Source organism: Haloarcula onubensis (assembly GCF_031624605.1).
In the GTDB taxonomy this organism is placed as follows: Archaea; Halobacteriota; Halobacteria; order Halobacteriales; family Haloarculaceae; genus Haloarcula; species Haloarcula onubensis.
In genome coordinates this window covers 334,896-358,697 of the sequence record NZ_JAMQOS010000001.1, presented here as the reverse complement: position 1 = coordinate 358,697, position 23,802 = coordinate 334,896, and the positions used below count along the sequence as shown (strand labels likewise).

Below are 23,802 nucleotides of genomic sequence, written 5' to 3'. Positions count from 1 at the left end.
GCCGGGGGGAGCCCCTCTCCCGTGCTCGCACTCGCGAGGCGACCCGACGCAGAAAAAGGTCGGGTAGTACGATTACCGTGGTGCCGTCGTCGCGAGGCGGCTTCGCCGCCGGTTCACCGACCCCGACCGAAGGGAGGAGTCGGCTCGTTTCATCGACGTTTCGCGTGCGACCGCAGCTTCACCGGCGCCGACACGCGGACAACCCCTGTGTTTCGACTCGAAAAATACGTCCACAATCGCGTGACTATGTAGACCATTCGAGTCAAAGTTCGAGCCATATCCATAGATAGCTATAGAATATAAGGGGTTTCCAAGACGTATGTCCACAGCGCTTTTGTACGTGTCTGTGGTTAGCGTTCACATGGCAGTGAACGAATCACGCGCCGTCGAATCGACCGCCCTTGCGACCGGCCACGAGGCCCCCACGATGACGAGCGACCGCTACTGTCGCCACTGTTCCGAGATCGCGCTGGCGTACGACCCGTCGGCGAGTCGGGCGCGCTGTCGCGCCTGCGGGGAGCTATCGTGAGCGTCCGCAGGGGCATCCGGGCGTCGCTACGTGACCGCTCGGGGCGGGGCTGTGGGTTCTGTGGACAGCGCCAGGGCGGTCGGCGAAGCTGTCCGGCCTGTAGCGAGACAGAGAATAGCGGTCGGTGATTCAGTCCGAGATGGCGGGGTCGGCCTGCTCTGCGGGCAGGTCGTTCAGTTCGTAGAGGTTCTGTCGCGCGTCCGCGAAGTAGACGTCCTCCTCGATAACGCCGACCTCGTCGAGTCGTTCGAGCGCATAGCGGACCGTGCGTGCCGACAGCATCGACTCCTCGACGATGCCCTTCTGGGTCAGCGGCCCGTCGTACTCCAGTACCTTGTAGACGAGCTTCGCGCTGGGGGGTAGGTCCGTGATACCCTCGCCATCGGTTTCCGTCATTAGCTGCTACGAATGTCGCCGGATGCATAAAGATTGAGGAGTGGGGTCGACAGACGGGCGCTCGCGTGGGTTCTGTCCCGGAACCGCGCCCCTTTTGGTGGCGGGTCGGGAAACTGTGGGTATGGCTACGGAATCGGCGGACGGAATGAGTTCCCATATGCGGGGGCTCACTGTCACGACGATAACGGCGGTCGCCGGTATCGGCGCGGCGTTCGTCTCGAACGCCGTCGCGAGCGGCGCGACCGACACGCTCGCCTTGCTCGTCGTCCTCGCCGCCATCTTCGTGCAGCTCCCGCTGTTGCGGGGTATCGGCATCCTTGACGACGACTTCTCGGGGAAGGACTACCTCTACATCTCCTTCATGACGTTCGCGCTCTGGTTCGTGTCGTGGGGTATCCTGCTGACGGCGGGGGCCTGAGATGGCCGACGACAGCATCGCGGTCGTGGACCTAGAGCGGTGCCAGCCCGACCGCTGTAACTACGAGTGTATGAACTACTGCCCGCCCAACCGGAGCGGGAAAGAGTGCATCGTCAAGCGCGGGGACGCCTACGAGGAAGACGAGGAGTTCGAGGGCAAGCCCGACCAGGTTCGCATCAGTGAGGAGATATGTCTGGGCGAGAGCTGTGGTATCTGTGTCAACAAGTGCCCGTTCGACGCCATCGAGATTATCAACCTCCCACAGGAGCTGACCGAGGAGCCGGTCCACCGCTACGGCGAGAACGCCTTCGCCCTCTACGGCCTGCCGACGCCACAGGAGGGGCAGGTGACGGGGATTCTCGGGCCGAACGGTATCGGGAAGACGACCGCGGTCCGCATCCTCGCCGACGAGATGGCCCCGAATCTGGGCCAGTACGGCACGGAGCCGGGCTGGGAGGAGATTTTAGAGGAGTACCGCGGGACGGCCCTGCAGGACTACCTCGAACAGATGCGCGACGGCGACCTGAGCGTCGCTCGCAAACCGCAGTACGTCGACCGCATCCCGGACCAGTTCGACGGGACGGCGATGGAGTTGCTCTCCCGGACCGACGAACGCGGCGCGCTCGACGACCTCATCGACCGCACCGGCATCCGCCCGGTCGTCGACAGCCACATCGACGACCTCTCGGGCGGGGAGCTACAGCGGGTCGCCCTCGTCGCGACGCTCGCCCGGGACGCCGACTTCTACTTCCTCGACGAGATTACGCCGTATCTGGACATCGGCCAGCGGATGACCGCCGCACGCCTGATTCGGGAACTCGCCGAGGAGGGCGACCGCTCGATGCTCGTCGTCGAGCACGACCTCGCCATCCTCGACCTGCTGGCGGACAACATCAACGTCGCCTACGGGTCGTCGGGCGCGTTCGGTATCATGACCTCGCCCAAGTCGACGAAGAAGGGCATCAACGAGTACCTCTCGGGCTACTTAGAGACCGAGAACATGCGCATCCGCCAGACGGAAATCGAGTTCGAGGAACACGCCCCCCGCACCGAGTCGACCGGCGACGTGGTCATCGAGTACCCCGAACTCACCAAGTCCTACGGCGACGGGGAGTTCTCGCTGGAGGTCGAGTCGGGCACCATCCGCCAGAGCGAGGTGCTGGGCGTCGTGGGCCCGAACGGCATCGGGAAGTCCACGTTCGCGAAGATGCTCGCGGGCCGGCTCGAACCGACCAGCGGCGAGGTCGACACGCGCCTCGACATCGCCTACAAGCCCCAGTACATCGAAATCGACCAGCCGATGCGGGTCGACGCCTTCCTCGCCTCTATCACGGACGACTTCGGCAGTTCCTACTGGACGACAGAAATCGCCCAGCCGCTGCAACTCGACGCGGTGATGGAACAGCAACTCACCGACCTCTCGGGCGGGGAGCGCCAGCGGGTCGCCATCGCGGCCTGCCTCTCGAAGGACGCCGACCTCTACCTGCTGGACGAGCCCTCGGCCCACCTCGACGTCGAGCAGCGGGTGCTCGCTACCTCCGCGATTCGGCGCTACGCCGAGAACCACGACGCGACGGCGCTGGTCATCGACCACGACATCTACATGATAGACCTGCTCGCGGACAGACTGCTCGTCTTCGACGGCGAGCCCGCGAAATCGGGCCACGCCGCCCCGCCACAGGGGATGCGCGAGGGGATGAACGAGTTCCTCGCGAACCTCGACATCACGTTCCGCCGGGACGAGCGCACCTCCCGGCCCCGCATCAACAAGCCGGAGTCACAGCTCGACCGGAAACAGAAGTCGGCGGGCGAGTACTACTACGCGCCCGACGAGAGCTGAGTCGGACGGCTGGCTACCAGCACACTACAGCATGGCACGGAGTAAACGCACGGTCGTCGCCCGAGACCTGTTCGTCGGCACGTCGAGCGTCGTGACATCCATACTGCTGGCGTATTCGCTCGACGGACCGACGGCGTGGCCGCTTGGTGTCGGCGTCGCCGCGGTCGGGATTGCGCTCTTCGCGGCCGTCGACCGGAGTACAGCAGTCTACGGGCTTGCAGTCGGAGTAACGGGGAGCGTCCTCACGCTGGCCGCGGTGCTGTGGTGGCTCATCCCCGGCCCACCCTTCGCGGTGTTTCCACCGCTGCTGTTCGGGCTCGGCGTCGGAACAGCCACGAACCGACTGCTGTTCGGCGTCGTCTATCCGCTTCCCGATGCACGACGGAAGCGCGAGAACGTGGCGTAGCCACTCGGCGGCGTTTCGAAGGGGGGTGGAGAACACATGGAGCCGCGCCGGTGCGCGGAGTCGGCCTACGCCGCGGGGTCGCTCGTGTCGCCGGTCTCGGAACCGGCGACGGCATCGTCGAGTCCGTCCGCGACCTCGTCGGGGTCGAACTCCTCGTCGGCCCGCAGCTCCCGGTCAGGGGAATCCCCCGCCTGTGTTTCGGTGACCGATTCGCCGCCAGTGACAGCGACGAAGATGTCACCGAGCTCATCGACTCGGTCGCGTGACTGACCCGTGCTCATCGCAGTTGTGAGAAGAAGCCACAGAACCATACCAGCAACGCCTAACAAGTTAGGCCCGTCGCAGTCGTGCGGTTAGAGCACCGAGCGCTGGCAGGAGCCACACAGCGACGGCTCCTTGACGTCGACCTGTCGCACCGTCGGTGAGAAGTTCATCACGCAGCGTTTGTTATCGCAGTGTTCCAGCCCGAGCGTGTGGCCGATTTCGTGGACGACCTCTTTTCGCACTCGGGCGGAGAAGATATCGCTTGCCGACTGGTTAGAGAAACCGCCGTCAGAGGAGGTCTGGAGCCGGTACGTAGAGATGACGCTCCCGGAGCCGCTGAGGTAGGCGAGCCCGAAGACGTAGTTCCGACGGCGGTAGAAGAGGTCTTTCGGCGTGATGGCGATGTTCTTATCGCCCGAGCCGACCCGCCGCGCGAGGTCGATGAACTCCTCGGCACGGTACTGGTCGCGGTCGCTGTGGTACGCACCGGAGGGGACCGACTGCGCCTCGTGCATGGAGACCTCGCAGTCGTACGTCTCCCGGAGGCCCTCGGAAGCCTCGCGCTTGACGAGGCTCGAGACCTCGCCCACCGGTACGATGTCGACGTGCATGAGAACCTCTAAACGCCACCGGGCCATAAGTTTCCCGCCGTGGGAACGTCGAAGAACGCACTCGTAAACAGACTAGCGGACGTCGATTCCGTCGTCGAAGTGGGCGTCGGGAACCGCCCCAACGTCGCCGCCGGGCTGGCAGCGCGCGGCGTCGACGTGACGGCGACCGACATCCGCGAGCGGAGGGTCCCGACGGCTGTCAAGTTCGTCCGCGACGACGTGACCGACCCGACGCTGTCGGTGTACGAAAGTGCCGATATCGTCTTCGCTCGCAACTGCCCGCCGGAGCTCCAGCGCCCCGTTCGGGACGTGGCGCGCCGGGTCGGCGCCGCGTGCTGGTTCACGACGCTGGGCGGCGACCCGGCGGTGGTACCCGTCGAAACCGAGCAACTGGCCGGCGGCGTGACCCTGTACCGCACCGTCGGGCGTGGATAGCAAGCGGCTTGTCGGAGCGCGCGGAGGTCCGGGTATGCAAGTCGACGCTGTCGTGCTCGACATCGACGGGGTGCTGGTGGACGTGGCCGACTCCTACCGCCGGGCTATCGTCGAGTCCGTCGAACGGGTGTACGGCGACAGTATCGTAAAGGCCGACATCCAGCAGTTCAAGAACGCGAGCGGGTTCAACAACGACTGGGAACTGACCGACGCGGCGGCGCTGTTCGTGCTGACCGCCCGCGAGACCGACGTGGACATCGCCGGGTTCACCGACGCCATCGCCGACCGGGGCGGCGGGCTGGACGCGGCGAAAGCCGTCGTCCGGGAGCTGCTTGCGGCGGGGAGCGAAGACGTCTTCGACGCCTGGGACGCCGAGCAGCTACGGGCGGTGTTCCAGACGCTGTATCTGGGCAGCGAGCTGTACCGCGACATCGAGGGCGGCGAGCCGGCGTTCGACGCGCCGGGCTATATCAACGACGAGCCGAAGCTGGTCAGCGAGGCGACGCTGGAGCGTCTCCAGCGGCGCTACCAGGTCGGCGTCGTCACCGGCCGGCCCGCCGCGGAGGCCGACATCGCGATGGACCGCGTCGGCCTGGAGCTCCCCGACGAACACCGCTTTACGATGGACGACTGGGAACAGGGGAAGCCCCATCCCCGCGCGCTCGTGACGCTGGCCGAACGCTTCGACGCCCGGCGGGTGGCCTTCGCCGGGGACACGCTGGACGACATCCAGACCGCCGTCAACGCCGACGACGAGGACCCCGACCGCGTCTACTACGGCGTCGGCGTGCTGACCGGCGGCCTCACCGGCGAAGACGGCCGGGCGACCTACGCCGGCGCGGGGGCCAGCGCCGTCGTCGAGAGCGTCGAAGACCTGCCGGAACTGCTGGAGTGAGCAAGGCGCGGACTGATTTCTCGCAACGGTCACTCGACCGCGAGAGTGGCTATTTCGCTGCCGCCGGTCCAGTCGAGTTCGTAGCGCAGCGCGTTCCCCTGTCCGTATCCGGGCGTGGGCGTCCCCACGGCGTCGACGGTCGCTTCGAGTGTGACGCTCGCCCCGGCCTCGACGGAGCGGGAGGCGAGTTGCCCGGTCGTGTACGACCCCTCCGGCGGTCGGAGGACGCCGAGGAACCGACCGTCGGTGTCGCTCTCGTTGCTGACCGTGACGGTGAACGTCGGGCTATCGCCCGCTGGCACTGCGGACGGCCCCTCGAACTCGGTCACGTCGAGGGACGGTACCGGCGCGGCAAGACGCTCCCTGAGAGTGTCGTTGGGCCGCCACTCGCCGTCCGGACCGACCAGCGCTGCATCGCTGCCGTCGCCAGTTTCGGGCAGTTCGAAGACGACCCAGTCGTCGACCTCTGTGGGGGCGCCGAACGTCGACGGGGCCCGGACCAGGTCGTAGCTCGTGTCCACGCCTGGGTCGTATTCCGACCCGTCGAACCGGAACCGGCGGTCCGGGCCCGTCGCGTCCGCGCCCGACAGGAAGAGGTACTGCGAATCGGCTGCAGCCTCGAACTCGTAGGCGTCGACGAAGAGCTCGACGACGGCCGGCTGGAGGGCGTCGAACGCGACCGCGAGCGAGCCGGTCCCGGCAGGTGACTGGTTCCGTTCGGTCGATAGCGAGGCGCAGCCGGCGACTCCGGCGAGGGCAGTTCCGGCGAGGGAGAGGGCGGTACGGCGGCGCATACCCTTCCATATCAACCATCTGCAAAGTGCTTTCTGGAGCCAGCGAGCGTAGCGCACGAGTCGTCGAGCGCACGACGCCTCGTTTGACCGTGGCTCTCGGACGGTGGTGAGCGACCCGGAGTCGTGAGCCACGGCAGGCCCGTAGCCTGACGGTGGCAAGCACGTCCGGTCGCACAACGCTTATTCGCGGTTCGCCCCACCGCAGAGTATGGACATCGCCTTACTCGGCGGCACCGGCGACATCGGCGAAGGGCTCGCCCTGCGGTGGGCTGACGACACCAACCACACCGTCATCGTCGGCTCGCGGGACGCCGACAGGGCCGCGGCGAAGGCCGAGGAGTACGAGGCCGAACTCGACAGCCGCGGCCGCGAGGTCGACATCGCGGGGCTGTCGAACGAGGGCGCCGCCGCCCGCGCCGACGTGGTCGTCACCGCGGTCCCGGCGTACCACCTCACGGACACCGTCGAAGCCGTGGCCGACGAACTGGACGACGCCATCCTCGTCTCCCCCGCCGTCGGGATGAAACGCGACGAAGACGGGTTTCATTATAACCGCCCCGGCGCCGGCAGCGTGACCGAACTGGCCGCCAAGGCCGCCCCCGATGGAACGCCCGTCGTCGGCGCCTTCCACAACCTCGCGGCCGGCCGCCTGGCCGACCTCGAAGCCGAACTGGACTGGGACACCATCGTCGTCGGCGACGACAGGGACGCGAAAGCGACGGTTTCGGAACTCGCCGAGGGTATCGAAGGTCTGCGGGCGCTGGACGGCGGCCCGCTCGCCAACGCCGCCGAAGTCGAGGGGCTGACCCCGCTGCTCATCAACGTCGCCCGCCACAACGACGGCCTGCACGACCTGGGCGTGCAGTTTCGCTAGATAACTCGGTCGTCTTTGCTGACGGGGACTCGACTTCTGACGGCCAGAAAGCACCGCTAGCTACTGCTGCTCGATAGACCGCAAACAGCCAGAAAGCCCCGGCTGGCTCCGGTCGAGGGCCTCGTTGCGCTCCTCGGCCTCCGGCCTGCGGTGCTTACGTCGGCCGTCTTCCCGGAGCCAGCCGCCCCTTTCAGTCCCGCCCCAGCGCTGTTTGGCCAACCGTCTCCGGGCGGACTGAAAGGGGCCGACCGCTCGGCGTACGAGACGAAGCAAGCACCGCAGCAACGCGAGGAGCGCAGCGAGTCGGAGTAGTCGAGCGACTGGGGGCTTTCTGGCTCTGCGGAGTCGCGGTGGCAGCACTCACAACGTCAATTGCATCGTTTCCTAGCCGCAAGTTGCGAGGGATTGCACACCGTTTTTGACGGCAGGGTCCTACGGATGGGTGTGGCGTCCCCATACGAGATACTGGGCGTCGACCCGGACGCGGACGAGGCCGAGATAGTCGACGCCTACCGGGAGCGTGTCAAGGAGACCCACCCCGACCAGGGTGGGTCGACGGAGGCGTTCCTCGCGGTCAAAACTGCCTTCGAGCGCATCGAGAACGGCTGGGAGCCCGGCGACGCCGTTCCCGAGAGCGACGTGCCGGGCGAACCGGACGTAGCGGGAGCGGACGAACCGGCCGGGGAGCCGCCACAGCCGGAGGGCGTCAAGGTGGAGTATCTCAACTACGAGGTTATGGCCGACCGGCTGTGGGAGTTGAGCGACGACGACCTCTTCGAGAAGGCGGCCGACGGCGGGCTGGCACCGGAAGACTACGGCGAGTTCTACGTCAGAGAGAGCGAGTCGCTGCTGGAAGCGGCCGAACGGCAGGGGTACGCCTGGCCCTTCGCCTGTCGCGGCGGGGCCTGTACGAACTGTGCCGTCGCCGTCGTCGAGGGGGAGATGCCCTCGCCGTCGAGTCACGTCCTCCCGAAGGAGCTACACGACCGCGGCATCAGGCTGTCGTGTATCGTCGCCCCGGAGACGGACGCCAGAATCGTCTACAACGTCAAGCACCTGCCCGCCGTGCAGGACCTCCTGTTGCCGGCGAGTCGGTTCGAGGCGTCCTCGTCGACGGACTGAGCGATGGCTGTCGAGGGGAGTGGCGATGAGAAGTGCGGGTGCAGTTAGGCCGACGCCTGCGTCAGCGCGTCCTCGATGTCGTCGGCCTGCGTGACGCCGACGAAGCGCTCGACGATGCCGTCGTCGTTCTCGACGATGAGCGTCGGGAGCGAGCGGACCTGGTACTCGTTGGCCACGTCCTGTTCCTCGTCGACGTCTATCTTCTCGAACTCGACGTCGGTCCACTCCTCTTCGAGGTCCTCGAGGATCGGGTCCTGGGTCTTGCAGGGGCCGCACCAATCGGCGTAGAAGTCCTTGAGCGTGACAGCCATGGTTCCTCTCAGCCTAGATTGTGGGGTCAGATAAGGGTTGTCCATACGGGTACGGCACGAGCGAAGCCGAAAGGCTTACTCCGGGTGAGAGACGACCAGCAGGCATGAGCAGCGACAGCGGCGGACTGATGTCCAGTGCCGGCCTCGTCCGGTACTTCGACGCCGAAGACAGCAACACCATCCGCATCGACCCGCGAACCATCGTCGCCTTCGGCGTCCTCTTTGGCGCACTCGTGCTGGTCCTGAACGCGATGATTCAGACCGGCGGCCTCTAGACAACGGCAGTTTTCTTTCTGCAGTGGTGTTTCACGATAGCGATTGAGCAGTGGCCCCTGAGAGCCAGAAAGTCCCACCCGTAGCCGGTTGGCCAAACAGCGCTGGGTGGGACTGAAAGGGGCCGCGCTCTCAGCGAACCCGGACGACGCAAGCACCGGAGGCCGAATGCCGAGGAGCGCAGCGAGTCCCGGGAGCTGAGAGCGCGGGGGCTTTCTGGCTGTTTGCGGTTCGTCGAGCCCCAGCAGTACAGGCCTCTCCTAGCCGCTCGAACTCCGCGTGTCTTAATTTACCACGAAACAATTGAGCGCGTATGCACTTCACGCAGCGCGAACAGGCCGCGCTCCGCGACGTGGGACTGGACCAGGACGCCATCGAAGCCGCCTCGGACGCGGTGGTCGAGGCCACGACGGAAGCCGCCGAGGACCTCGAAGCGTTCTTCGCCGACCGGGACACCATCTACTCGGACATGGATATCGCCCACAGCAGTAGCAATATCCAGGAACACACGCTGGAGTACGTCGACCTGTACACGCACGCCGACGACATCCGGGGGTACGTCCGCTTCGACTCGTGGGGTGTCCCCGTCGAGGGCGGGCGCGTCCTCACCGACGGGAAAGTCGAGTTGACGCTGGGCCCGACAGTCGACGGGCGGGTCCGCTTTGCCGGCGACGAGGACGCCCTATGAGCGTCCGGGTCAGGGGCATCTACACGACGGCGCTGACACGGCTGCTTTCGGACGCCGGTATCGACGTGGTGCAGGCCTCCGGCCCCATCGAGGCCCGTTTCGACGCCGACTTCGCGGTCGAACGCGCCGGTGCCGCCGTCGAAACCACCGGCGACCGGCAGGGCGTGGGCGTCAGCGGGGACCGCGAGACCGTCGAGCGGGTCGTCGACGAGCTCCGAGAGCTCGGTCGGGACACGCTGGCGTGGGCCGACCCGCTCCCAGTTCGAGCCGTCTACGCCGGCGAGGTGACCGAGACGCTTTCCAGCGGGGCCGTCGTCGACTGTGGCGACGGCGAGGGCTTTCTCCCGTACTCGAACAGCGACGAGCGCGTCGAGACCGGCGACCGGGTTCGCGTGCAGGTCGTCGAGGGCACGGCGCCGTGGACCGACGGCCGCGCGGTGCTGGACACCGATATCGCCGTCCGGGGCGACCTGTTGACCCTGGTCCGGGGCGGCTCGACGAGCACGACAGCGGCGGGCCCGGCGATGCTCGACGTGATCGCGGCCGACCCCCGCGAGGGGTGGGGTGTCTCCTGGGAAGCGGCCAGCGACGACGCGGGCTTCGATGCAATCGCCGACGCGCTGGCGGCCGCCAACGAGCGCGCGGCGGCCATCGACGACGCGCTCGCGGGCGCCGGCGACCCCGAGTCGGTCGCGCCCCACGCGTACTACGACGGCGGCGCGACGACGTGGGTGTGGTTCGGCCGGGAGAGCCGCTTCGCGCTTGACGAGCAGCGCCGAGCGGTGACGACGACGATGGCGGGCCACCACCGCGTGAAGGCGGGCTCGAACAGCGCGAGCGCGGCGGTCGACTACGTCGAGGCGCTGTGTGAGGACCCCGGAAGCGACGACGAGACGGACTTCCCCTTCGCCGTCACGGCACAGCAGTTCGGCCCCCAATCGGGCGACACGCTGACGCTGGGCCACGGGAAACCGGACGGGCGGCTCATCACGCTGGGCCGGGCGGACGTGCAGTCGGTCGAGGACGGCGGGACCGTCACCGTCGAGCGGACGATGTCCGCTGGCGGCGAGTACGACGGTCTGGGGGTCCCCAAGGAAGCGGGCGACGTCGCGGAGACGAAACTCAAGGAGGGGCGGTGGTGGTATCCGACGGTGTACCGCGACAGCGAGGGGCGGAGCAAGGGGACGTACGTCAATATCTGCACGCCCGTCGAGATATTCCCGGACACCGCCCGCTACGTCGACCTCCACGTCGACGTGCTGAAACACGCCGACGGTAGGGTCGAGCGCGTCGACGACGACGAACTCGACGCCGCCGTCGATGCGGGTCACGTCCCCGAGGACCTGGCCGACCGGGCGCGCAGCGTGGCCGCCGCGGTGGCGAGCGCGCTGGGCGACTGAGGCGGGGAACGACGCGGGAGGGCGCGGTCGCTCGGGAGCCTGTCACGAAGCGGCAGACGGTGGACGGACCCCTCAGGCGTCCCGCACGCCGCTTGTGTTGCCGGTGCTGGTACCGTCGCTATCGGCCAGGTCGCCGTCGGCCTTCACCGTGTAGCGGGTCGCCTTGTCGACGTCGGCGTCCTCGAAGACGATGGTGAACTGCCACTGCTTGTCCTCCCGGAGGTAGTCCTTGTTCCTGGCCTCGGTGCTGTCGAAGAACTGCCCGATGGGGTCGTTCTGGTCGTACAGTGTCGCGGTGACCTGCACGTCCTCGAAGGGCTGGTTCGCGGTGTTCTCGAGAGTGCCCGTGACGGCGGCGACGGCGTTACCGCTCCCGAAGACACCGTCGTCAGTGCCGGTGCCACTGGTTGCGGTGCCGGTGGTACCGCCGTCCCCCCCGGCGACCTGCGCGAGGTCGACGCGGGTGAACCGCAACTGGTCGTTGCTGTCGTTCGCAACCTCGCCCTTGAGGTTGAACCAGGAGTCCTGGTCGGGGCCGCCCTGCGCGACCTCGTCGTCGCCGTCGTCGGTGGGTTCGCCGCCGCCACCGCTGCCCTGGTCGTCGCCGATACACCCGGCAAGCGAGACGCCGGCAACGGCCGCGCCGGTCGTCTGCAGAAGCTTCCGTCGTTCCATTGCGTCGTAAGGGAGGGTCCAGAGCCCGATGACCGGGCGGGCTTCGTGAGAAAGGCGAGTCGGCGCCGCCAGCGAGACTGTAGCGAGCGTATCGCCCCGCTCCAGACAGAAACCCGGGGTAGCTGGGGATATCCGGGCAGTATCGGCCGTTTCGGGCTGGCTTGTATGTGCTGTGTGGTCCGGCCGTCAGTGGTATCCTTTCGGGAGGACCTGCCAAACAGTGACAGTCGGTGTGGCAGTCGCTGGTGAACAACTGTCACGCGAGTGCGCCGTGAGCCGTCGGCCGCCGGTCGCGACAGGTTACCGGCCCGACCGGCCCAGTATCCACGCCGCGAGACCGGTGCCACCGAGGAACGCGACCGCCGCCGCGATACCGACGAGGTCGTCGTCGGGGGAGCGGAGGCTATCGTCTTCGAGGGGGCGTTCGGTCGGCGCGTCCATGGCCGGGTCGGGGAACGTGTAGACGCCGGGCGTGACGCCCTCGCCGCCGAGTGCGGTCGTGTTCGCGGCCGCGAAACAGCCCGCACCGCGCTGGGCGGTCCAGAACGACGTCGTCGCCGAGTCGCGCCAGTGAAATATCTCGCGGGGTCTGCTCGGGTCGCGCACGTCGTGGACTTTGACGCCGCCGTTGTACCACGCCGAGTAGAGTCGCCCCTCGGTGAGTTCGAAGTTGTGTGCGGTCGTCAACACGCCGCCGGGGGTCGGGTCACTCGACGGCGGCGGGTCGATGGTGGCGAGTGATTCGGGTGACTGGGGGTCGCCAATATCGAACAGTTCGATACCGCTGGGGCCGCCGCTGCCGTCGTCGCCGCGGTCCCAGGACTCCCCGCCGACGGCGAGCAGTTCGGCGTCCTCGTCGACCGTGACGAAGTGGTCGTTGCCCGGCGGTTCGGTGCGCTCGGTCGACGGGTCGTCGACGGCCGCGAGCGTCGCGCGGTCGCGGCCCCGGACGCGGGAGACCAGCGAGATGTCGGACGGGTCCGAGACGTCGAGTATCCACGTCCCGGCGTCCCAGTAGGCCAGATAGGCGCGGTCGTCCCGCACGGTGACGTCGTGGAGCGGGCGAAGCGCGGGATGGACCGCCGCCCACCGCTCGTCGGCGTCTAACAGCGACCACGCGCCGGCCGCCGCGCCGGTCTCCGTGTCGAGGACCACCAGCGGGTTCGCCTCGCGGCCGTTCGCGGTGACGTAGGCGTAGCGGCCGTCGAAATCGCAGTTGTGGATGCGCGTGTCGAGTTCGACCGCGGTGACGCGCTCGGGGTTCCCGCGGTCGCTGACGTCGAAGACGACGACGCCGTGGGCGCCCTCGGCGGGGTTTGCGGGCCCGGCCACGAGCAGTCGGTCCCCGACGACGGCGAGGTCCTGGACGACCCGCATCGGCCCGTCGACGCTGTCGGCCAGCAGGTCGGTCCGCTCGGCCAGCAGGCGCGGCTCGCTCGGCGAGACGAGGTCGACCAGCGCGACACCCGCGCCGGTCGCGACGTAGGCGGTGTGGCCGTCGGCGCTGGTGACGAGTTCCCGCGCCCCGTCGAGGCCGAGAGTGCCCAGCGGCTCGCCCCCCGTCGGCGTGCTCGCGGGGGTCGAGTCGCCGTCGGCCCTCGGGAGCGGGTGGGCGCTCGCGGTACCGGCACCGGTGGCGGCACCGGCGAGCGCGAACGAGCGCAGGAGGGTGCGGCGGCGCATACCGGCCGGTGGGGAGCGACGGCAAGAAGGGTTCCGGTGCGGTCAGGCGGCTGTCGGTCAGTTCCCCTGGATGGCGTCGATGACCATCGCGGCGGCGACGATCGCCTCCTTCGGCACGTTGCCGGCGTCGTCGATGGTGATTTCGTAGCGGTCCTTCAGGGAGAACTGGCCGTCGATTCGGCCGACGTGGCGGCCGTCGGCGTCGGTTATCTCGTACTTGTGGGGAATCCAGCCGCCGAAGGGGACGACGTTGCGGGCGACGGTGACGGCCGCGCCCTGGGAGTTGATTTCTGCGAGTTTGGCCTCGGTCCGGGCGTCACGAATCTTCCAGGTGTCCTGGAAGATGGAGTAGTCGTTGTCGAGGATGACCAGTTCCTCGCCCGTCTGGGCGTCGGTCAGCACGTAGTTACCCGCGATGTCCACGATACCGCCAGCCTCGACGGTGAACACCTCCTCTCCCTGGGCGTCGACGAAGGGGAACTCCTCCTTGAGTTTGAACAGCTTCTGTTTCCCCCGGATGACGACGTCGTCGGCCGCGTCCATCGCCTTGTACTTGTTTCGAATCAGGCTCTGTTCGACGACGTAGCGGTCGTCGGTCAGTTCGATACCGCTGATGTCGTAGGACCCCTGTTGCTGGCTCATAGGAGCGCATCATCCGGAAAGTAACTTGAAAGTTTTCACTCGGGAAGTCGCGGTATAAACCCCGGCGGGGACGGCCAACCGACAGGGTTTCACGCCTCCATTCCTTGGAGACGGCATAGATGAGCAAGGACGTCATCGAGGTCACTGGTGCAGAGGAACACAACCTCAAGGACGTCGACGTGGAGATTCCACGGGAGGAACTCACCGTCGTCACGGGACTGTCGGGGTCGGGGAAGTCGTCGCTGGCCTTCGAGACGGTCTACGCCGAAGGGCAACGGCGCTACATCGAGTCGCTGTCGGCGTACGCCCGGAACTTCCTCGGGCAGATGGACAAACCCCAGGTCGAGAACGTCGAGGGGCTCTCGCCGGCCATCTCCATCGACCAGAAGAACGCCGCGAACAACCCCCGTTCGACCGTGGGCACAGTGACGGAACTGCACGACTACCTCCGCCTGCTGTACGCGCGGGTCGGCGTCCCGCACTGTCCCGAGTGTGGCCGCGAGGTCGGCGAGCAGTCCGCCCAGAACATGGTCACTCGCTTGCTGGAACTGCCCGAGGGCACCCGCGCGAAGCTGTGTGCCCCCGTCGTCCGAGACCAGAAGGGCGCCTTCGAGGACCTCTTCGACGACCTCGTGAGCGAGGGGTATTCACGAGTGGAGGTCGACGGCGAACCGTACGACCTCGCGATGGACCGACCCGAACTGGACGAGAACTACGACCACACTATCGACGTCGTGGTCGACCGCGTGAAGATATCGACGGCAGCCCGCTCCCGGATTACGGATTCGGTCGAGACTGCCCTCGGCGAGGCCGACGGCACGCTCAAGGTCGTCCTGCCGGACCCGCCCGAGGGCGCCGCCGACGCGCTGGGCGGGGCCACGGCGAGAGCGACCGGGGACCTGGCCGAAGCCGCGGAGTCCACCGACGAGCGCCTCGTCGTCGAACTCTCCGAAGACCTCGCCTGTACCCACTGTGGCATCGACATCTCCGAGGTCGAGACCCGCTCCTTTTCCTTCAACTCACCCCATGGCGCCTGTCCCGAGTGCGAAGGGCTCGGCGAGACCAAGGAGGTCAGCGAGGACCTCGTAATTCGGGACCCATCGAAGCCGCTGAAACACGTCTTCGAGCCCTGGAGCTACGACCGGACCTACTACTCCCGGCAACTGGACAACGTCGCCGAGCATTTCGGCGTCTCGCTGTCGACGCCGTTCGAGGAACTCGACGAGTCGATTCGGCGCCAGTTCCTGTATGGCACCGACGACTTCGTCCACTTCGAGTGGCGCACCAAGAACGGTACCCGCGAGAAGACCGAGCGGTTCGAGGGCGTCATCCCGAACCTCGAACGGCGCCACGTCGAGACGGACTCGGACCGCGCCCGCGAGCATATCGAGGACTTCATGGCCACGACGGAGTGTCCGGCCTGTGAGGGGACGCGACTGAAAGCCGAGTCCCGCGCCGTCCTCGTCGACGGCACCGCCATCACCGAGGTCAACGAGCTCTCCATCGGCGACGCGCTGGCCCACTTCGAGGGACTGGAGGGGGAGCTCTCGGCCCGCGACAAGAAAATCGCCGAGGAGATTCTGAAGGAGATTCGCGCCCGCCTCGGATTTATGGAAGAGGTCGGCCTGGAGTATCTGACGCTGGACCGCGAGGCCGCTACGCTGTCGGGCGGGGAGAGCCAGCGCATCCGACTCGCCACGCAAATCGGCTCCGGCCTCGTCGGGGTGCTGTACGTGCTTGACGAACCCTCCATCGGCCTCCATCAGCGGGACAACGACAAACTGCTGAACACCCTCGAAGAGCTGCGGGATCTGGGTAACACGCTCATCGTCGTCGAACACGACACCGAGACGATGCGGCGGGCCGATACGGTCATCGACATGGGCCCCGGTCCGGGCAAACGCGGCGGCGAGGTCGTCGTCAACGGTCCCCAGGAAGTGCTGATGGAGACCGACGAATCGGTGACGGGCAAGTACCTCTCGGGCGAGCGGTCGATTCCGGTCCCCGACGAGCGCCGCGACGGCGACGGGACGACCCTCACGGTCCGGGGCGCCCGCCAGCACAACCTGCGTGACCTCGACGTGGAGTTCCCGCTTGGCACCTTCACCGCCATCACCGGTGTCTCGGGGTCGGGCAAATCGACGCTGATGCACGATATCCTCTACAAGGGGCTCGTGCGCCGGATGAACGACACCGACGTGAATCCCGGCGAGCACGACGACATCGACGGTATCGAGAACATCGAGACCGTTCGTCTCATAGACCAGTCGCCCATCGGCCGCACGCCCCGCTCGAACCCCGCGACCTACACCAACGTCTTCGACCACATCCGAGAGCTGTTCGCCGAGACCAGCCTCTCCAAACAGCGCGGCTACGAGAAAGGCCGGTTCTCCTTCAACGTCAAGGGCGGCCGGTGTGAGGCCTGTGGCGGCCAGGGCACCGTGACCATCGACATGAACTTCCTCTCCGACGTGCAGGTCCCCTGCGAGGAGTGTGACGGCGCCCGCTACAACGACGAGACGCTGGATGTCACCTACAAAGGCAAGACAATCGCCGACGTCCTCGCGATGAGCGTCGAGGAGGCCTACGACTTCTTCGAGAGCCACACCGGTATCCGCCGCCGGCTCCAGCTCCTGAAAGACGTCGGGCTGGACTACATGCGACTCGGTCAGCCCTCGACCACGCTCTCGGGCGGGGAGGCCCAGCGCGTGAAACTCGCGGAGGAACTGGGCAAGAAGGACAAAGGCGACACGCTCTATCTGCTCGACGAGCCCACGACCGGGCTCCACCCGGAGGACGAGCGCAAACTCATCGACGTGCTCCACCGGCTCACCGACGACGGCAACACGGTGGTCGTCATCGAGCACGAACTCGACCTCGTGAAAAACGCCGACCACGTCATCGACCTCGGACCGGAGGGCGGCGAAGGCGGCGGCGACCTCGTCGCCGAGGGCGCCCCGGAGTCGGTCGCGCGGACCGACGACTCCTACACGGGCCAGTATCTGCGGGACCACCTGCCCGCCGTCGAACTGGAGGGGCCCCGCTCGGAGCGGGACGTGGCGACGCCGACGGCCGACGACGACTAGTCGGCTGCGTCGTCGATTAGTTTTTCAGCGCGTTTGACCAGACTCGCACTGAGACGAGCGCCGACTTCGTCCATCGCGTAGAGTTTGTTCTTGGATTGTGTGGCGGTGTATTGCCCGCTTTCGACTGCCCGAACGAGCACTGCGATGCTCCCCGAGACTGGAATCGAGAGTGACTTACACGTCTTTTTGAGTGGTTTGTCGTCAGTTAGCACGACTATGCCCTCTATATGTCTCCCAAAACACAGGAGTGCAACATCACCATCGGCCAGTCGCGCCGGACTATCCTTGGTATCGACTGCTACCTCGGGGTCAGTTCCGAGGTGAGTCGCCGCGACGGGCTCACCCGAGACCCCTTTTTCATCTGACCATTGGAACCAATCCAGTTCGGTGATGGTACCAGCGACAACCAGACGCTCCAGCTGGGTCTTAGCTGGGTCGTTGTTGACCTCCCGTCTTACCGCCGAAGGAACTACCAGAGTGCCGTCCAGCGATTCCAAACAGCTGAGAGCGTCGATTTCGGCCAAAGTTATGAAAACGCTTGCGTCGACGAGTAGCTGGCGCTGGTCACTCATCGAAGCGCGTCCACGTCATCTGAGAGGTCCGCCTCGTCGTAGTTCGACATGATACCACGCTCGTTAGCCTCGGCCATCATCTCAGCGATAGTGAGTCCAGCAATATCTGCCGCACCGCGCATCCCGACCTCGCCGTCCTGATAGCGCTGGAGTGCGACGCGAATCAGTTCCTCCCGTGCACCTCGGCGAATCGCCTGCCGGACCGCATCGCTTCGGCTCTCCCCTTTTGCGCCGGCGAGCCGTTCGATGAGGTCCAACTCGTCATCACTCATCCGCGTGGTGACGTTCTCCATGTGTAATGCATTGCAGTGCATCGTATTAAAAAGTGCGCGGGAACCCGTATCGACGACACACTTCTCCCGCGCCGGCCCGTATCGTGAGCCATGCCAACGTACTACGCCGCGCTCTCGGACCGCCTGCTCGTCGGCGACGGCGAGTGGACGGAGCGGCTGGCGGGCCACAGCCTGCGATGCGTCGCGGCCGACGGGCGCACCCCCGACCGAGCGTTCGTCGGGACCGTCGACGCGGGGCTTCAGCGGACGACCGACGGCGGTGAGACCTGGGAGCGGGTGCTGGACGCGGGTGACAGAGTGACGAGCGTCACCGTCGGCCCGCACGACCCCGAGGTGGTGTGGGCCGGCACCGAACCCAGCGCCGTCTATCGGTCGACGGACGGCGGAGATAGCTGGGCCGCATGCGAAGGGCTCACCGACCTCGACTCGGCCTCGCGATGGTCGTTCCCGCCCCGGCCACAGACCCACCACGTCCGCTGGATGACCGTGGCGCCCGACGACCCCGACCTGCTGTACGTCACCGTCGAGGCCGGCGCCTTCCTGCGGAGCCCGGACGGTGGCGACACCTGGCTGGACCACCCCGGCGGCGCTCGGCGGGACAGCCACACGCTGGCCGTCCATCCCGACGCCCCCGACCGGGTCTATGCCGCCGCCGGCGACGGCTACGCGCTGTCGACGGACCGCGGCGAGACGTGGAGCTATCCACAGTCGGGGCTCGACCACCGATACGTCTGGAGCGTGGCGGTCCACCCAGACGACCCGGACACCGTCGTCGTCTCGGCGGCCAGAGGGGCGTGGTCGGCCCACTCGACGAGCGGCGAGAGCTACGTCTACCGGACGACGGGCGGCGAGTGGAAGCGAGCGATGGACGGACTGCCGGGCCCCGAGGGACTGGCCCGAGCGGAGCTTGTGGTCGACGGCGACGGGTTCGCGGCGCTGACGAACCGCGGGCTCTTTCGCTCGTCGGCGGGGACGGCCTGGGAACGGGCCGGCTCGTGGGCCGACGCCTACGACCAGTTGCCCCACGGGCTGGCGGTCGTCTAGAGAGCCGGAGCGGGACGCTGCGCCTTCGAACTGTCGTCAGCTATTTTACACGGCAGCCAGAAGGCCGCGGTGGCATGGACGTCCCCGAAGCCCGCACTACCTGCGACGAGGTCCTCCAGACCGTCGCCGACGTCGTCGTCGCTGACGACGCCTTCCTCCAGACCGTACTGACAGCGGTGCTCGCCGAGGGACACGTCCTCATCGAGGACGTGCCCGGCACCGGCAAGACACTCACCGCCCGGAGCTTCGCCGACGCGCTCGGGCTCTCCTTTTCGCGTATCCAGTTCACCCCGGACCTCCTTCCGGCGGACATCACCGGCACGACGATCTACCGTGAGGCCGAGGAGACCTTCGAGTTCACCGCGGGGCCGGTGTTCGCGAACTTCGTGCTGGCCGACGAGATAAACCGCGCGCCGCCGAAGACCCAGGCCGCGCTGCTGGAGGCGATGGCAGAGGGCCAGGTGACCGTCGACGGCGAGACCCACGCTCTGCCGGACCCGTTCGTCGTCGTCGCGACCCAGAACCCCGTCGAGAGCGAGGGCGTCTTTCCGCTCCCGGCGGCCCAGACGGACCGATTTCTCGTCAAGACCGCGATGGGGTACCCCGACCCAGCCGACGAGCAGGGGTTGCTACGGGCCCGCACGCGGCGGGACACCGCCACGCCGTCGGCCGACACCGCGCTCGGCCCCGACGGGGTCCGTGCGCTCCGGGCTGTCCCCGAGAGCGTCACAGTCGACGACGACGTGGTGGGCTACATCGTCGACGTCGTCGGGCGGACCCGCGACGACCCCCGGGTCGAGGTGGGCATCTCGCCGCGGGGCGCACAGCGACTGCTCGAAGCGGCCCGCGCCCGCGCCGTCATCGAGGGGCGAGACTACGTCCGGCCGGTCGACGTGACGGCGATGGCCGACCCCGTGCTTTCCCACCGCCTCGTCAGAACGACGGACGCGACGGTGGACGGGACCGCGGCCGCCGACGTCGTCGCGGACGTCGTCGACGCCGTCCCGGTCCCCACGGTGTCGGTCGAGGACGGCGAGACATCGGCCGAGGGGTGACGCGACGGTGGTCTCGGAGCCACGACCGGTGACGGCGCGCCGGGGGGTGGTGTGACCGTGGAGCGACTCGTGGCGCTCGTGCTGGCCGGCCTCGCGGTGTTCGCCCTGGCGACGGTCGCCGCCTCGCTGGACACCGTGTCGACGGAGCCCACCGTCGGGACCGAAGAGCCGACCCTGGTGCCGAAAAACGAGTCCGGCGGCGGTGGCGGGGGCGGCGGGGGCGGCGGTACCCGGGAGGGCCAGCGGGACACCGCGGCGGCGGCGACGACGCCGGCGAGCGGGCCCGCGAGCGGCCCGCCGCTGTGGCAGGTCGCCGCGGGCCTCGGCCTCTTTCTCGTGGGGAGTGTCGCCGCCCTCTACGGGCTGACGCGAGGCACCGACGAGGACGGGTCGGCCGAGGGGCCGCCCGAGCCACAGCCGACGGCCCCGGCGGCCGACCGCGCGACGCTGGCCGAGGGCGTGCCGGCCACCAACGACGTCTACCGCGCGTGGGGGGCGCTCTGTCGGGCGGTCCCGCTCGACCCGGCGGGGCAGACGCCGGCGGCGGTGGCCGAGGCGGCGGTCGCGGCCGGCTACGGGGCAGAACCCGTCGCGGAGCTGACCGACACCTTCTGTGCGATACGCTACGGCGACGCCGCACCGACCGGCGAACGCGAGCGACGGGCCAGGGCGCTCGCCGCCGAACTGTCCCTGGAGGGGGCGCCGTGACCGACCGTCGCGTCGTCGCGGTGGGCCTGCTGGCCAGCGTCGGCGGCGTTTTGCTCGTCGCCGTCCCGAGCCTGGCCGCCGCGGCGGCCCCGACCGTCGCGGCGGTCGCGCTGACCGTCGCCGTCGGCCTCGTCGCCGTCGGCCTGGCCGTGCGAGCGCTGCTGGCCCGGGAGGCCCCGGTCGACCTGCCGGCGCCGGAGCGGCGCCCGACGTACCGCAGTGCCGGCGGGGCGTTCGCCGCGTTGCTCGACGACGTGGGGCTGGCGGGCCGCCGCCGGCTCGACGAGGACGAGGAGACCGCCCGGGAACGGCTCCGCGGCGTCCTGGAGACGCTGGCCGTCGACGTCCTGGGCCGACGCGAGGGGATGACCCCCGAGACAGCCCGCGAACGGCTGGCCGACGGGGCGTGGACCGACGACCCGAAGGCGGCCGCCTTCTTCGCCGACGGGTATCGCCCGCCCGTCTCGCGACTGGCCTACCTCCCCTGGGCTCGCCCGGCCCTCCCGTTCGCGCGGCGGGGCCGCCACGTCGTGGCGGCGCTGGCCGAGCGCGTCGGGGTCGCAGTCCCGGACCCCGACGAGCGCGACGCGGGGCCACCGACACCGACCGACCAGTACTGGCCGAGTGCCGGTCTGTCGCGAGAGCGGGCGACCGGGCTGACGGCGGCGGTCATCGCGGGCGCCCTGGCGGTGAGCGCGGTCGGCGTCGGCTTCGGTCAGCCCGCCGTCGTCGTGACCGCGGCGCTGGGCATCGCTCTCGTCGCCGCCGCTCGGCTGTGGCCGCCCGAGCCGACCGTGGCGCTGACCCGGTCGCTGTCGACCCGGCGGCCGGCGCCGGGCGGCGAGGTGACGGTGACCGTCACCGTCAGGAACACCGGCGACCGGACCCTCCCGGACGTTCGCCTGATCGACGGCGTGCCGCCGGGACTGTGCGTCGTGGCGGGCAGTCCCAGGCTGGCGACCGCGCTCCGGCCGGGCAAGGCGGCCACGGCGGAGTACACCGTCGAAGCCGTCGGCGGCCGGCACACCTTCGAGCCGGGCGTGGTCGTCGTGGGCGACCCCGTGGGCGCGGCGGAGACGGTCACCACGGTGTCGCCCGACGGCGGGCCGACGACGCTGGACTGTGGCTTCGACCGGGGCACGACCGAGGCGACGCCCCGGCCACAGGTGGAGGCGACCCCGGGCCAGCACGTCGGGGCGGAGAGCGGCGCCGGCGTCGAGTTCGACACGCTGCGGGAGTACCGGCCGGGCGACCCGCCGGCCCGCATCGACTGGTACCACCGGGCCAAGACCGGCGACCTCGTCACCGTCGAGTTCCGTGAGCCGCGGCTGACGAGAGTCGCGGTCGTCGTCGACACCCGCCCGGCGGCCTACGTCGCGCGGGCGGGCGGTGTGCCGGCGCCGCGCCACGGCGCTCTCGCCGCCCTCACCCTCGCGAAGCAGTTGCTCGCCGAGGGGGTCCCGGTCGGTTTCGGCACCGTCCCGGCCGGCGACACCTGGACTCCCCCGGGAACGGGCCCACAGCAGCGGGCGACGCTGCGCGAGCGACTGGCCGGCGACGGCGCCGTGCCGTGGTTGTCCCCGACCGACTCGCCGCCGCCGGCCGACGCCGCGGGCGCGCTCACCGACCGCCTCGCAGCCGACGTGCAGGTACTCTTCGTCTCGCCGCTGTGTGACGACGGGAGCGTCACCATCGCCAGGACGCTCGACGCGGCGGGCCACAGCGTCACCGTCGTGAGCCCGGACGTGACAGGGTCGGGGACCGTCGCCGCCGCGTACGGCAGTCTCGACCGCTGGCGGCGGCTGTCGAGACTGCGGGCGGCCGACGTCCCGGTGACGGACTGGGACCCGGCCAACGGCATCGAGGGGGTGGGTCGCAGTGTCCAGCACTGACGCGGACCTGCCCCGTGTTAGCCTCGCCGTCACCGGCCTCTCGGTGGCGACGGTGGCGGGCCTGCTCGTCGCCGCGCCGGGGCCGCTGGGGGTAGCGCTCGCGGGCGCCGGCTTGCTCGCTGGCGGGCTCTGGTCGCGCCGCGAGCGCCCGCTGGCGCTCGGGGGCGGGGCCCTGTTCGGGGCGGTCGTGCTTGCGGGCGTCGACGGCCGCTCGACCGGGTGGCTGCTCGGCGCCTCGGTCCCGGCGCTGCTCGCGTGGACGAGTTCGCGCCACGCCCTCGTGCTGGCCCGACAGATGCGCGGGGCTGGGACGCGCCGGGTCGAACTCGTCCGGACGGTCTCGACACTGACCGCGCTGGTGGCCGGCGGCGGCGTCGGCTACCTGCTCACCCGGACGGTGACCGGCGGGGAGTCGCCGCTCGCGCTCGCGCTGTTGCTGGTCGCCGCCGTCGCCTTCACCGTCGCGCTGCGGGACTAGACCGCCCCGCCCACCAGCACGACTGGGACCGTCGTCACCGCCGTCAGAACCGTCGCCGCGGCCAGTATCCGTAGCGCCCGCTTGCGGTCGGCGGCGGCGGCCTCGGCCTCGACCACCGACCCCGAGGTCCCGCCCGACCCGGAGAGGTCGTAGCGGGCTACCGCGGCGAAGGCCACACAGAAGCCGTAGTAGTCCTGGACGAGGCCGACCCAGCCGCCGAAGACGAACGGGACGGTCGCCCACAGCGTCGTCGCCGGGAGCACGCCGAGGCCGACCGCGAGCACGACGCCGAGGGCGATACCGAACGACCCGACGCCCGACAGCCGTCGGGCGCGGCGCTGCTCGGCGCCGATGTTGCAGACGCCGGGCTGGTACTCTGCCATGAGCGCCCGTTTGGGCCCGCAGCGACAAAGCGACG

The 23,802-nt window shown here is 68.7% G+C and carries 28 protein-coding genes; 17 read left to right on the top strand and 11 right to left on the bottom strand.

Annotation, left to right across the window (positions count from 1 at the left end):
* The first annotated feature begins 361 nt into the window (after window positions 1-361).
* Window positions 362-529 carry a hypothetical protein gene (locus tag NDI86_RS01865; protein WP_310898694.1) on the top strand — a complete coding sequence of 56 codons (168 nt, stop codon included), beginning with the start codon at window positions 362-364 and terminating at the stop codon, window positions 527-529.
* A 129-nt stretch (window positions 530-658) separates the two neighbouring features.
* On the opposite strand, the gene NDI86_RS01860 is transcribed toward NDI86_RS01865, so the two are convergent.
* Window positions 659-925, bottom strand: a complete 267-nt coding sequence (locus NDI86_RS01860) for an ArsR family transcriptional regulator (RefSeq protein WP_310898693.1) — start codon at window positions 923-925, stop codon at window positions 659-661.
* Window positions 926-1,046: 121 nt separating this feature from the next.
* Here NDI86_RS01860 and NDI86_RS01855 point away from each other — a divergent pair, with 121 nt between their 5' ends.
* Genes NDI86_RS01855 through NDI86_RS01845 form a run of 3 tightly spaced genes read left to right on the top strand, consistent with a single transcriptional unit; the run spans window position 1,047 to window position 3,589 of the window.
* Window positions 1,047-1,343 carry an EMC6-like membrane protein gene (locus NDI86_RS01855; RefSeq protein WP_310898692.1) on the top strand — a complete coding sequence of 99 codons (297 nt, stop codon included), beginning with the start codon at window positions 1,047-1,049 and terminating at the stop codon, window positions 1,341-1,343.
* A 1-nt stretch (window position 1,344) separates the two neighbouring features.
* Complete coding sequence (locus NDI86_RS01850) at window positions 1,345-3,183, top strand: ribosome biogenesis/translation initiation ATPase RLI (protein WP_310898691.1); 1,839 nt, start codon at window positions 1,345-1,347, stop codon at window positions 3,181-3,183.
* A 31-nt stretch (window positions 3,184-3,214) separates the two neighbouring features.
* On the top strand, window positions 3,215-3,589 hold the full coding sequence (locus NDI86_RS01845) for a hypothetical protein (protein WP_310898690.1): 375 nt from the start codon (window positions 3,215-3,217) through the stop codon (window positions 3,587-3,589).
* 65 nt (window positions 3,590-3,654) lie between these two features.
* On the opposite strand, the gene NDI86_RS01840 is transcribed toward NDI86_RS01845, so the two are convergent.
* Window positions 3,655-3,900, bottom strand: coding sequence for a hypothetical protein (locus tag NDI86_RS01840; RefSeq protein WP_310898689.1), 246 nt, complete (start codon window positions 3,898-3,900; stop codon window positions 3,655-3,657).
* 42 nt (window positions 3,901-3,942) lie between these two features.
* Window positions 3,943-4,464 (bottom strand): archaemetzincin family Zn-dependent metalloprotease, encoded by a 522-nt coding sequence (locus NDI86_RS01835; protein ID WP_310898688.1) that lies wholly within the window; start codon window positions 4,462-4,464, stop codon window positions 3,943-3,945.
* 39 nt (window positions 4,465-4,503) lie between these two features.
* Here NDI86_RS01835 and NDI86_RS01830 point away from each other — a divergent pair, with 39 nt between their 5' ends.
* A complete protein-coding gene (locus NDI86_RS01830) occupies window positions 4,504-4,899 on the top strand; it encodes a UPF0146 family protein (protein WP_310898687.1) in 396 nt (131 codons plus the stop codon).
* Between the two features lie 34 nt (window positions 4,900-4,933).
* Window positions 4,934-5,794 carry a TIGR01548 family HAD-type hydrolase gene (locus NDI86_RS01825; RefSeq protein WP_310898686.1) on the top strand — a complete coding sequence of 287 codons (861 nt, stop codon included), beginning with the start codon at window positions 4,934-4,936 and terminating at the stop codon, window positions 5,792-5,794.
* A 29-nt stretch (window positions 5,795-5,823) separates the two neighbouring features.
* On the opposite strand, the gene NDI86_RS01820 is transcribed toward NDI86_RS01825, so the two are convergent.
* Window positions 5,824-6,588 (bottom strand): hypothetical protein, encoded by a 765-nt coding sequence (locus NDI86_RS01820; protein WP_310898685.1) that lies wholly within the window; start codon window positions 6,586-6,588, stop codon window positions 5,824-5,826.
* Window positions 6,589-6,796: 208 nt separating this feature from the next.
* On the opposite strand from NDI86_RS01820, the gene npdG reads away from it, so the two are divergent.
* Together npdG and fer are read left to right on the top strand one after the other, a co-directional pair.
* Window positions 6,797-7,462: an NADPH-dependent F420 reductase gene (gene npdG, locus NDI86_RS01815; protein WP_310898684.1), complete on the top strand. Its 666-nt coding sequence runs from the start codon at window positions 6,797-6,799 to the stop codon at window positions 7,460-7,462.
* Window positions 7,463-7,906: 444 nt separating this feature from the next.
* Window positions 7,907-8,584, top strand: coding sequence for a ferredoxin Fer (gene fer / locus NDI86_RS01810; protein ID WP_310898683.1), 678 nt, complete (start codon window positions 7,907-7,909; stop codon window positions 8,582-8,584).
* A 44-nt stretch (window positions 8,585-8,628) separates the two neighbouring features.
* On the opposite strand, the gene NDI86_RS01805 is transcribed toward fer, so the two are convergent.
* Entirely contained in the window at window positions 8,629-8,895 is a 267-nt protein-coding gene (locus NDI86_RS01805) for a thioredoxin family protein (RefSeq protein WP_262175185.1), read from the bottom strand.
* Between the two features lie 104 nt (window positions 8,896-8,999).
* On the opposite strand from NDI86_RS01805, the gene NDI86_RS01800 reads away from it, so the two are divergent.
* The 3 genes from NDI86_RS01800 to NDI86_RS01790 all read left to right on the top strand — a co-directional run bounded on the left by NDI86_RS01800 (window position 9,000) and on the right by NDI86_RS01790 (window position 11,256).
* A complete protein-coding gene (locus NDI86_RS01800; RefSeq protein WP_310898682.1) occupies window positions 9,000-9,170 on the top strand; it encodes a preprotein translocase subunit Sec61beta in 171 nt (56 codons plus the stop codon).
* 311 nt (window positions 9,171-9,481) lie between these two features.
* Entirely contained in the window at window positions 9,482-9,856 is a 375-nt protein-coding gene (locus NDI86_RS01795; protein ID WP_310898681.1) for a DUF7532 family protein, read from the top strand.
* Window positions 9,853-11,256 (top strand): ribonuclease FAU-1 family protein, encoded by a 1,404-nt coding sequence (locus NDI86_RS01790; RefSeq protein WP_310898680.1) that lies wholly within the window; start codon window positions 9,853-9,855, stop codon window positions 11,254-11,256. The genes NDI86_RS01795 and NDI86_RS01790 overlap by 4 nt, the downstream gene beginning before the upstream one ends.
* A 72-nt stretch (window positions 11,257-11,328) precedes the next feature.
* Here NDI86_RS01790 and NDI86_RS01785 read toward each other — a convergent pair whose 3' ends face one another.
* The 3 genes from NDI86_RS01785 to NDI86_RS01775 all read right to left on the bottom strand — a co-directional run bounded on the left by NDI86_RS01785 (window position 11,329) and on the right by NDI86_RS01775 (window position 14,256).
* A complete protein-coding gene (locus NDI86_RS01785; RefSeq protein ID WP_310898679.1) occupies window positions 11,329-11,931 on the bottom strand; it encodes an FxLYD domain-containing protein in 603 nt (200 codons plus the stop codon).
* A gap of 300 nt (window positions 11,932-12,231) precedes the next feature.
* Window positions 12,232-13,614, bottom strand: a complete 1,383-nt coding sequence (locus NDI86_RS01780) for an LVIVD repeat-containing protein (protein WP_310898678.1) — start codon at window positions 13,612-13,614, stop codon at window positions 12,232-12,234.
* A gap of 57 nt (window positions 13,615-13,671) precedes the next feature.
* On the bottom strand, window positions 13,672-14,256 hold the full coding sequence (locus NDI86_RS01775; protein ID WP_310898677.1) for an LURP-one-related/scramblase family protein: 585 nt from the start codon (window positions 14,254-14,256) through the stop codon (window positions 13,672-13,674).
* A 119-nt stretch (window positions 14,257-14,375) separates the two neighbouring features.
* Between NDI86_RS01775 and uvrA the strand changes: the two genes are divergently transcribed.
* The gene (uvrA, locus tag NDI86_RS01770; protein WP_310898676.1) at window positions 14,376-17,342 is read left to right on the top strand and encodes an excinuclease ABC subunit UvrA; all 2,967 of its coding nucleotides are present in this window, start codon (window positions 14,376-14,378) and stop codon (window positions 17,340-17,342) included.
* Here the strand turns inward: uvrA and NDI86_RS01765 are convergent.
* The gene (locus tag NDI86_RS01765; protein WP_310898675.1) at window positions 17,339-17,914 is read right to left on the bottom strand and encodes a PIN domain-containing protein; all 576 of its coding nucleotides are present in this window, start codon (window positions 17,912-17,914) and stop codon (window positions 17,339-17,341) included. The two genes, uvrA and NDI86_RS01765, sit on opposite strands and share 4 nt — an antisense overlap.
* The gene (locus tag NDI86_RS01760; protein ID WP_310898674.1) at window positions 17,911-18,207 is read right to left on the bottom strand and encodes a UPF0175 family protein; all 297 of its coding nucleotides are present in this window, start codon (window positions 18,205-18,207) and stop codon (window positions 17,911-17,913) included. Before NDI86_RS01760 ends, NDI86_RS01765 begins: the two co-directional genes overlap by 4 nt.
* Window positions 18,208-18,297: 90 nt before the next feature.
* On the opposite strand from NDI86_RS01760, the gene NDI86_RS01755 reads away from it, so the two are divergent.
* From NDI86_RS01755 to NDI86_RS01735, 5 genes are all read left to right on the top strand, one after another.
* The gene (locus NDI86_RS01755; protein WP_310898673.1) at window positions 18,298-19,251 is read left to right on the top strand and encodes a WD40/YVTN/BNR-like repeat-containing protein; all 954 of its coding nucleotides are present in this window, start codon (window positions 18,298-18,300) and stop codon (window positions 19,249-19,251) included.
* Between the two features lie 74 nt (window positions 19,252-19,325).
* The gene (locus NDI86_RS01750) at window positions 19,326-20,306 is read left to right on the top strand and encodes an AAA family ATPase (protein ID WP_310898672.1); all 981 of its coding nucleotides are present in this window, start codon (window positions 19,326-19,328) and stop codon (window positions 20,304-20,306) included.
* Window positions 20,307-20,363: 57 nt separating this feature from the next.
* Window positions 20,364-21,014 (top strand): DUF4129 domain-containing protein, encoded by a 651-nt coding sequence (locus NDI86_RS01745; RefSeq protein ID WP_310898671.1) that lies wholly within the window; start codon window positions 20,364-20,366, stop codon window positions 21,012-21,014.
* The gene (locus NDI86_RS01740) at window positions 21,011-22,906 is read left to right on the top strand and encodes a DUF58 domain-containing protein (RefSeq protein ID WP_310898670.1); all 1,896 of its coding nucleotides are present in this window, start codon (window positions 21,011-21,013) and stop codon (window positions 22,904-22,906) included. The genes NDI86_RS01745 and NDI86_RS01740 overlap by 4 nt, the downstream gene beginning before the upstream one ends.
* Window positions 22,893-23,384: a DUF7519 family protein gene (locus tag NDI86_RS01735; RefSeq protein WP_310898669.1), complete on the top strand. Its 492-nt coding sequence runs from the start codon at window positions 22,893-22,895 to the stop codon at window positions 23,382-23,384. Before NDI86_RS01740 ends, NDI86_RS01735 begins: the two co-directional genes overlap by 14 nt.
* On the opposite strand, the gene NDI86_RS01730 is transcribed toward NDI86_RS01735, so the two are convergent.
* The gene (locus tag NDI86_RS01730; RefSeq protein ID WP_310898668.1) at window positions 23,381-23,767 is read right to left on the bottom strand and encodes a hypothetical protein; all 387 of its coding nucleotides are present in this window, start codon (window positions 23,765-23,767) and stop codon (window positions 23,381-23,383) included. The two genes, NDI86_RS01735 and NDI86_RS01730, sit on opposite strands and share 4 nt — an antisense overlap.
* Between the last annotated feature and the right edge of the window lie 35 nt (window positions 23,768-23,802).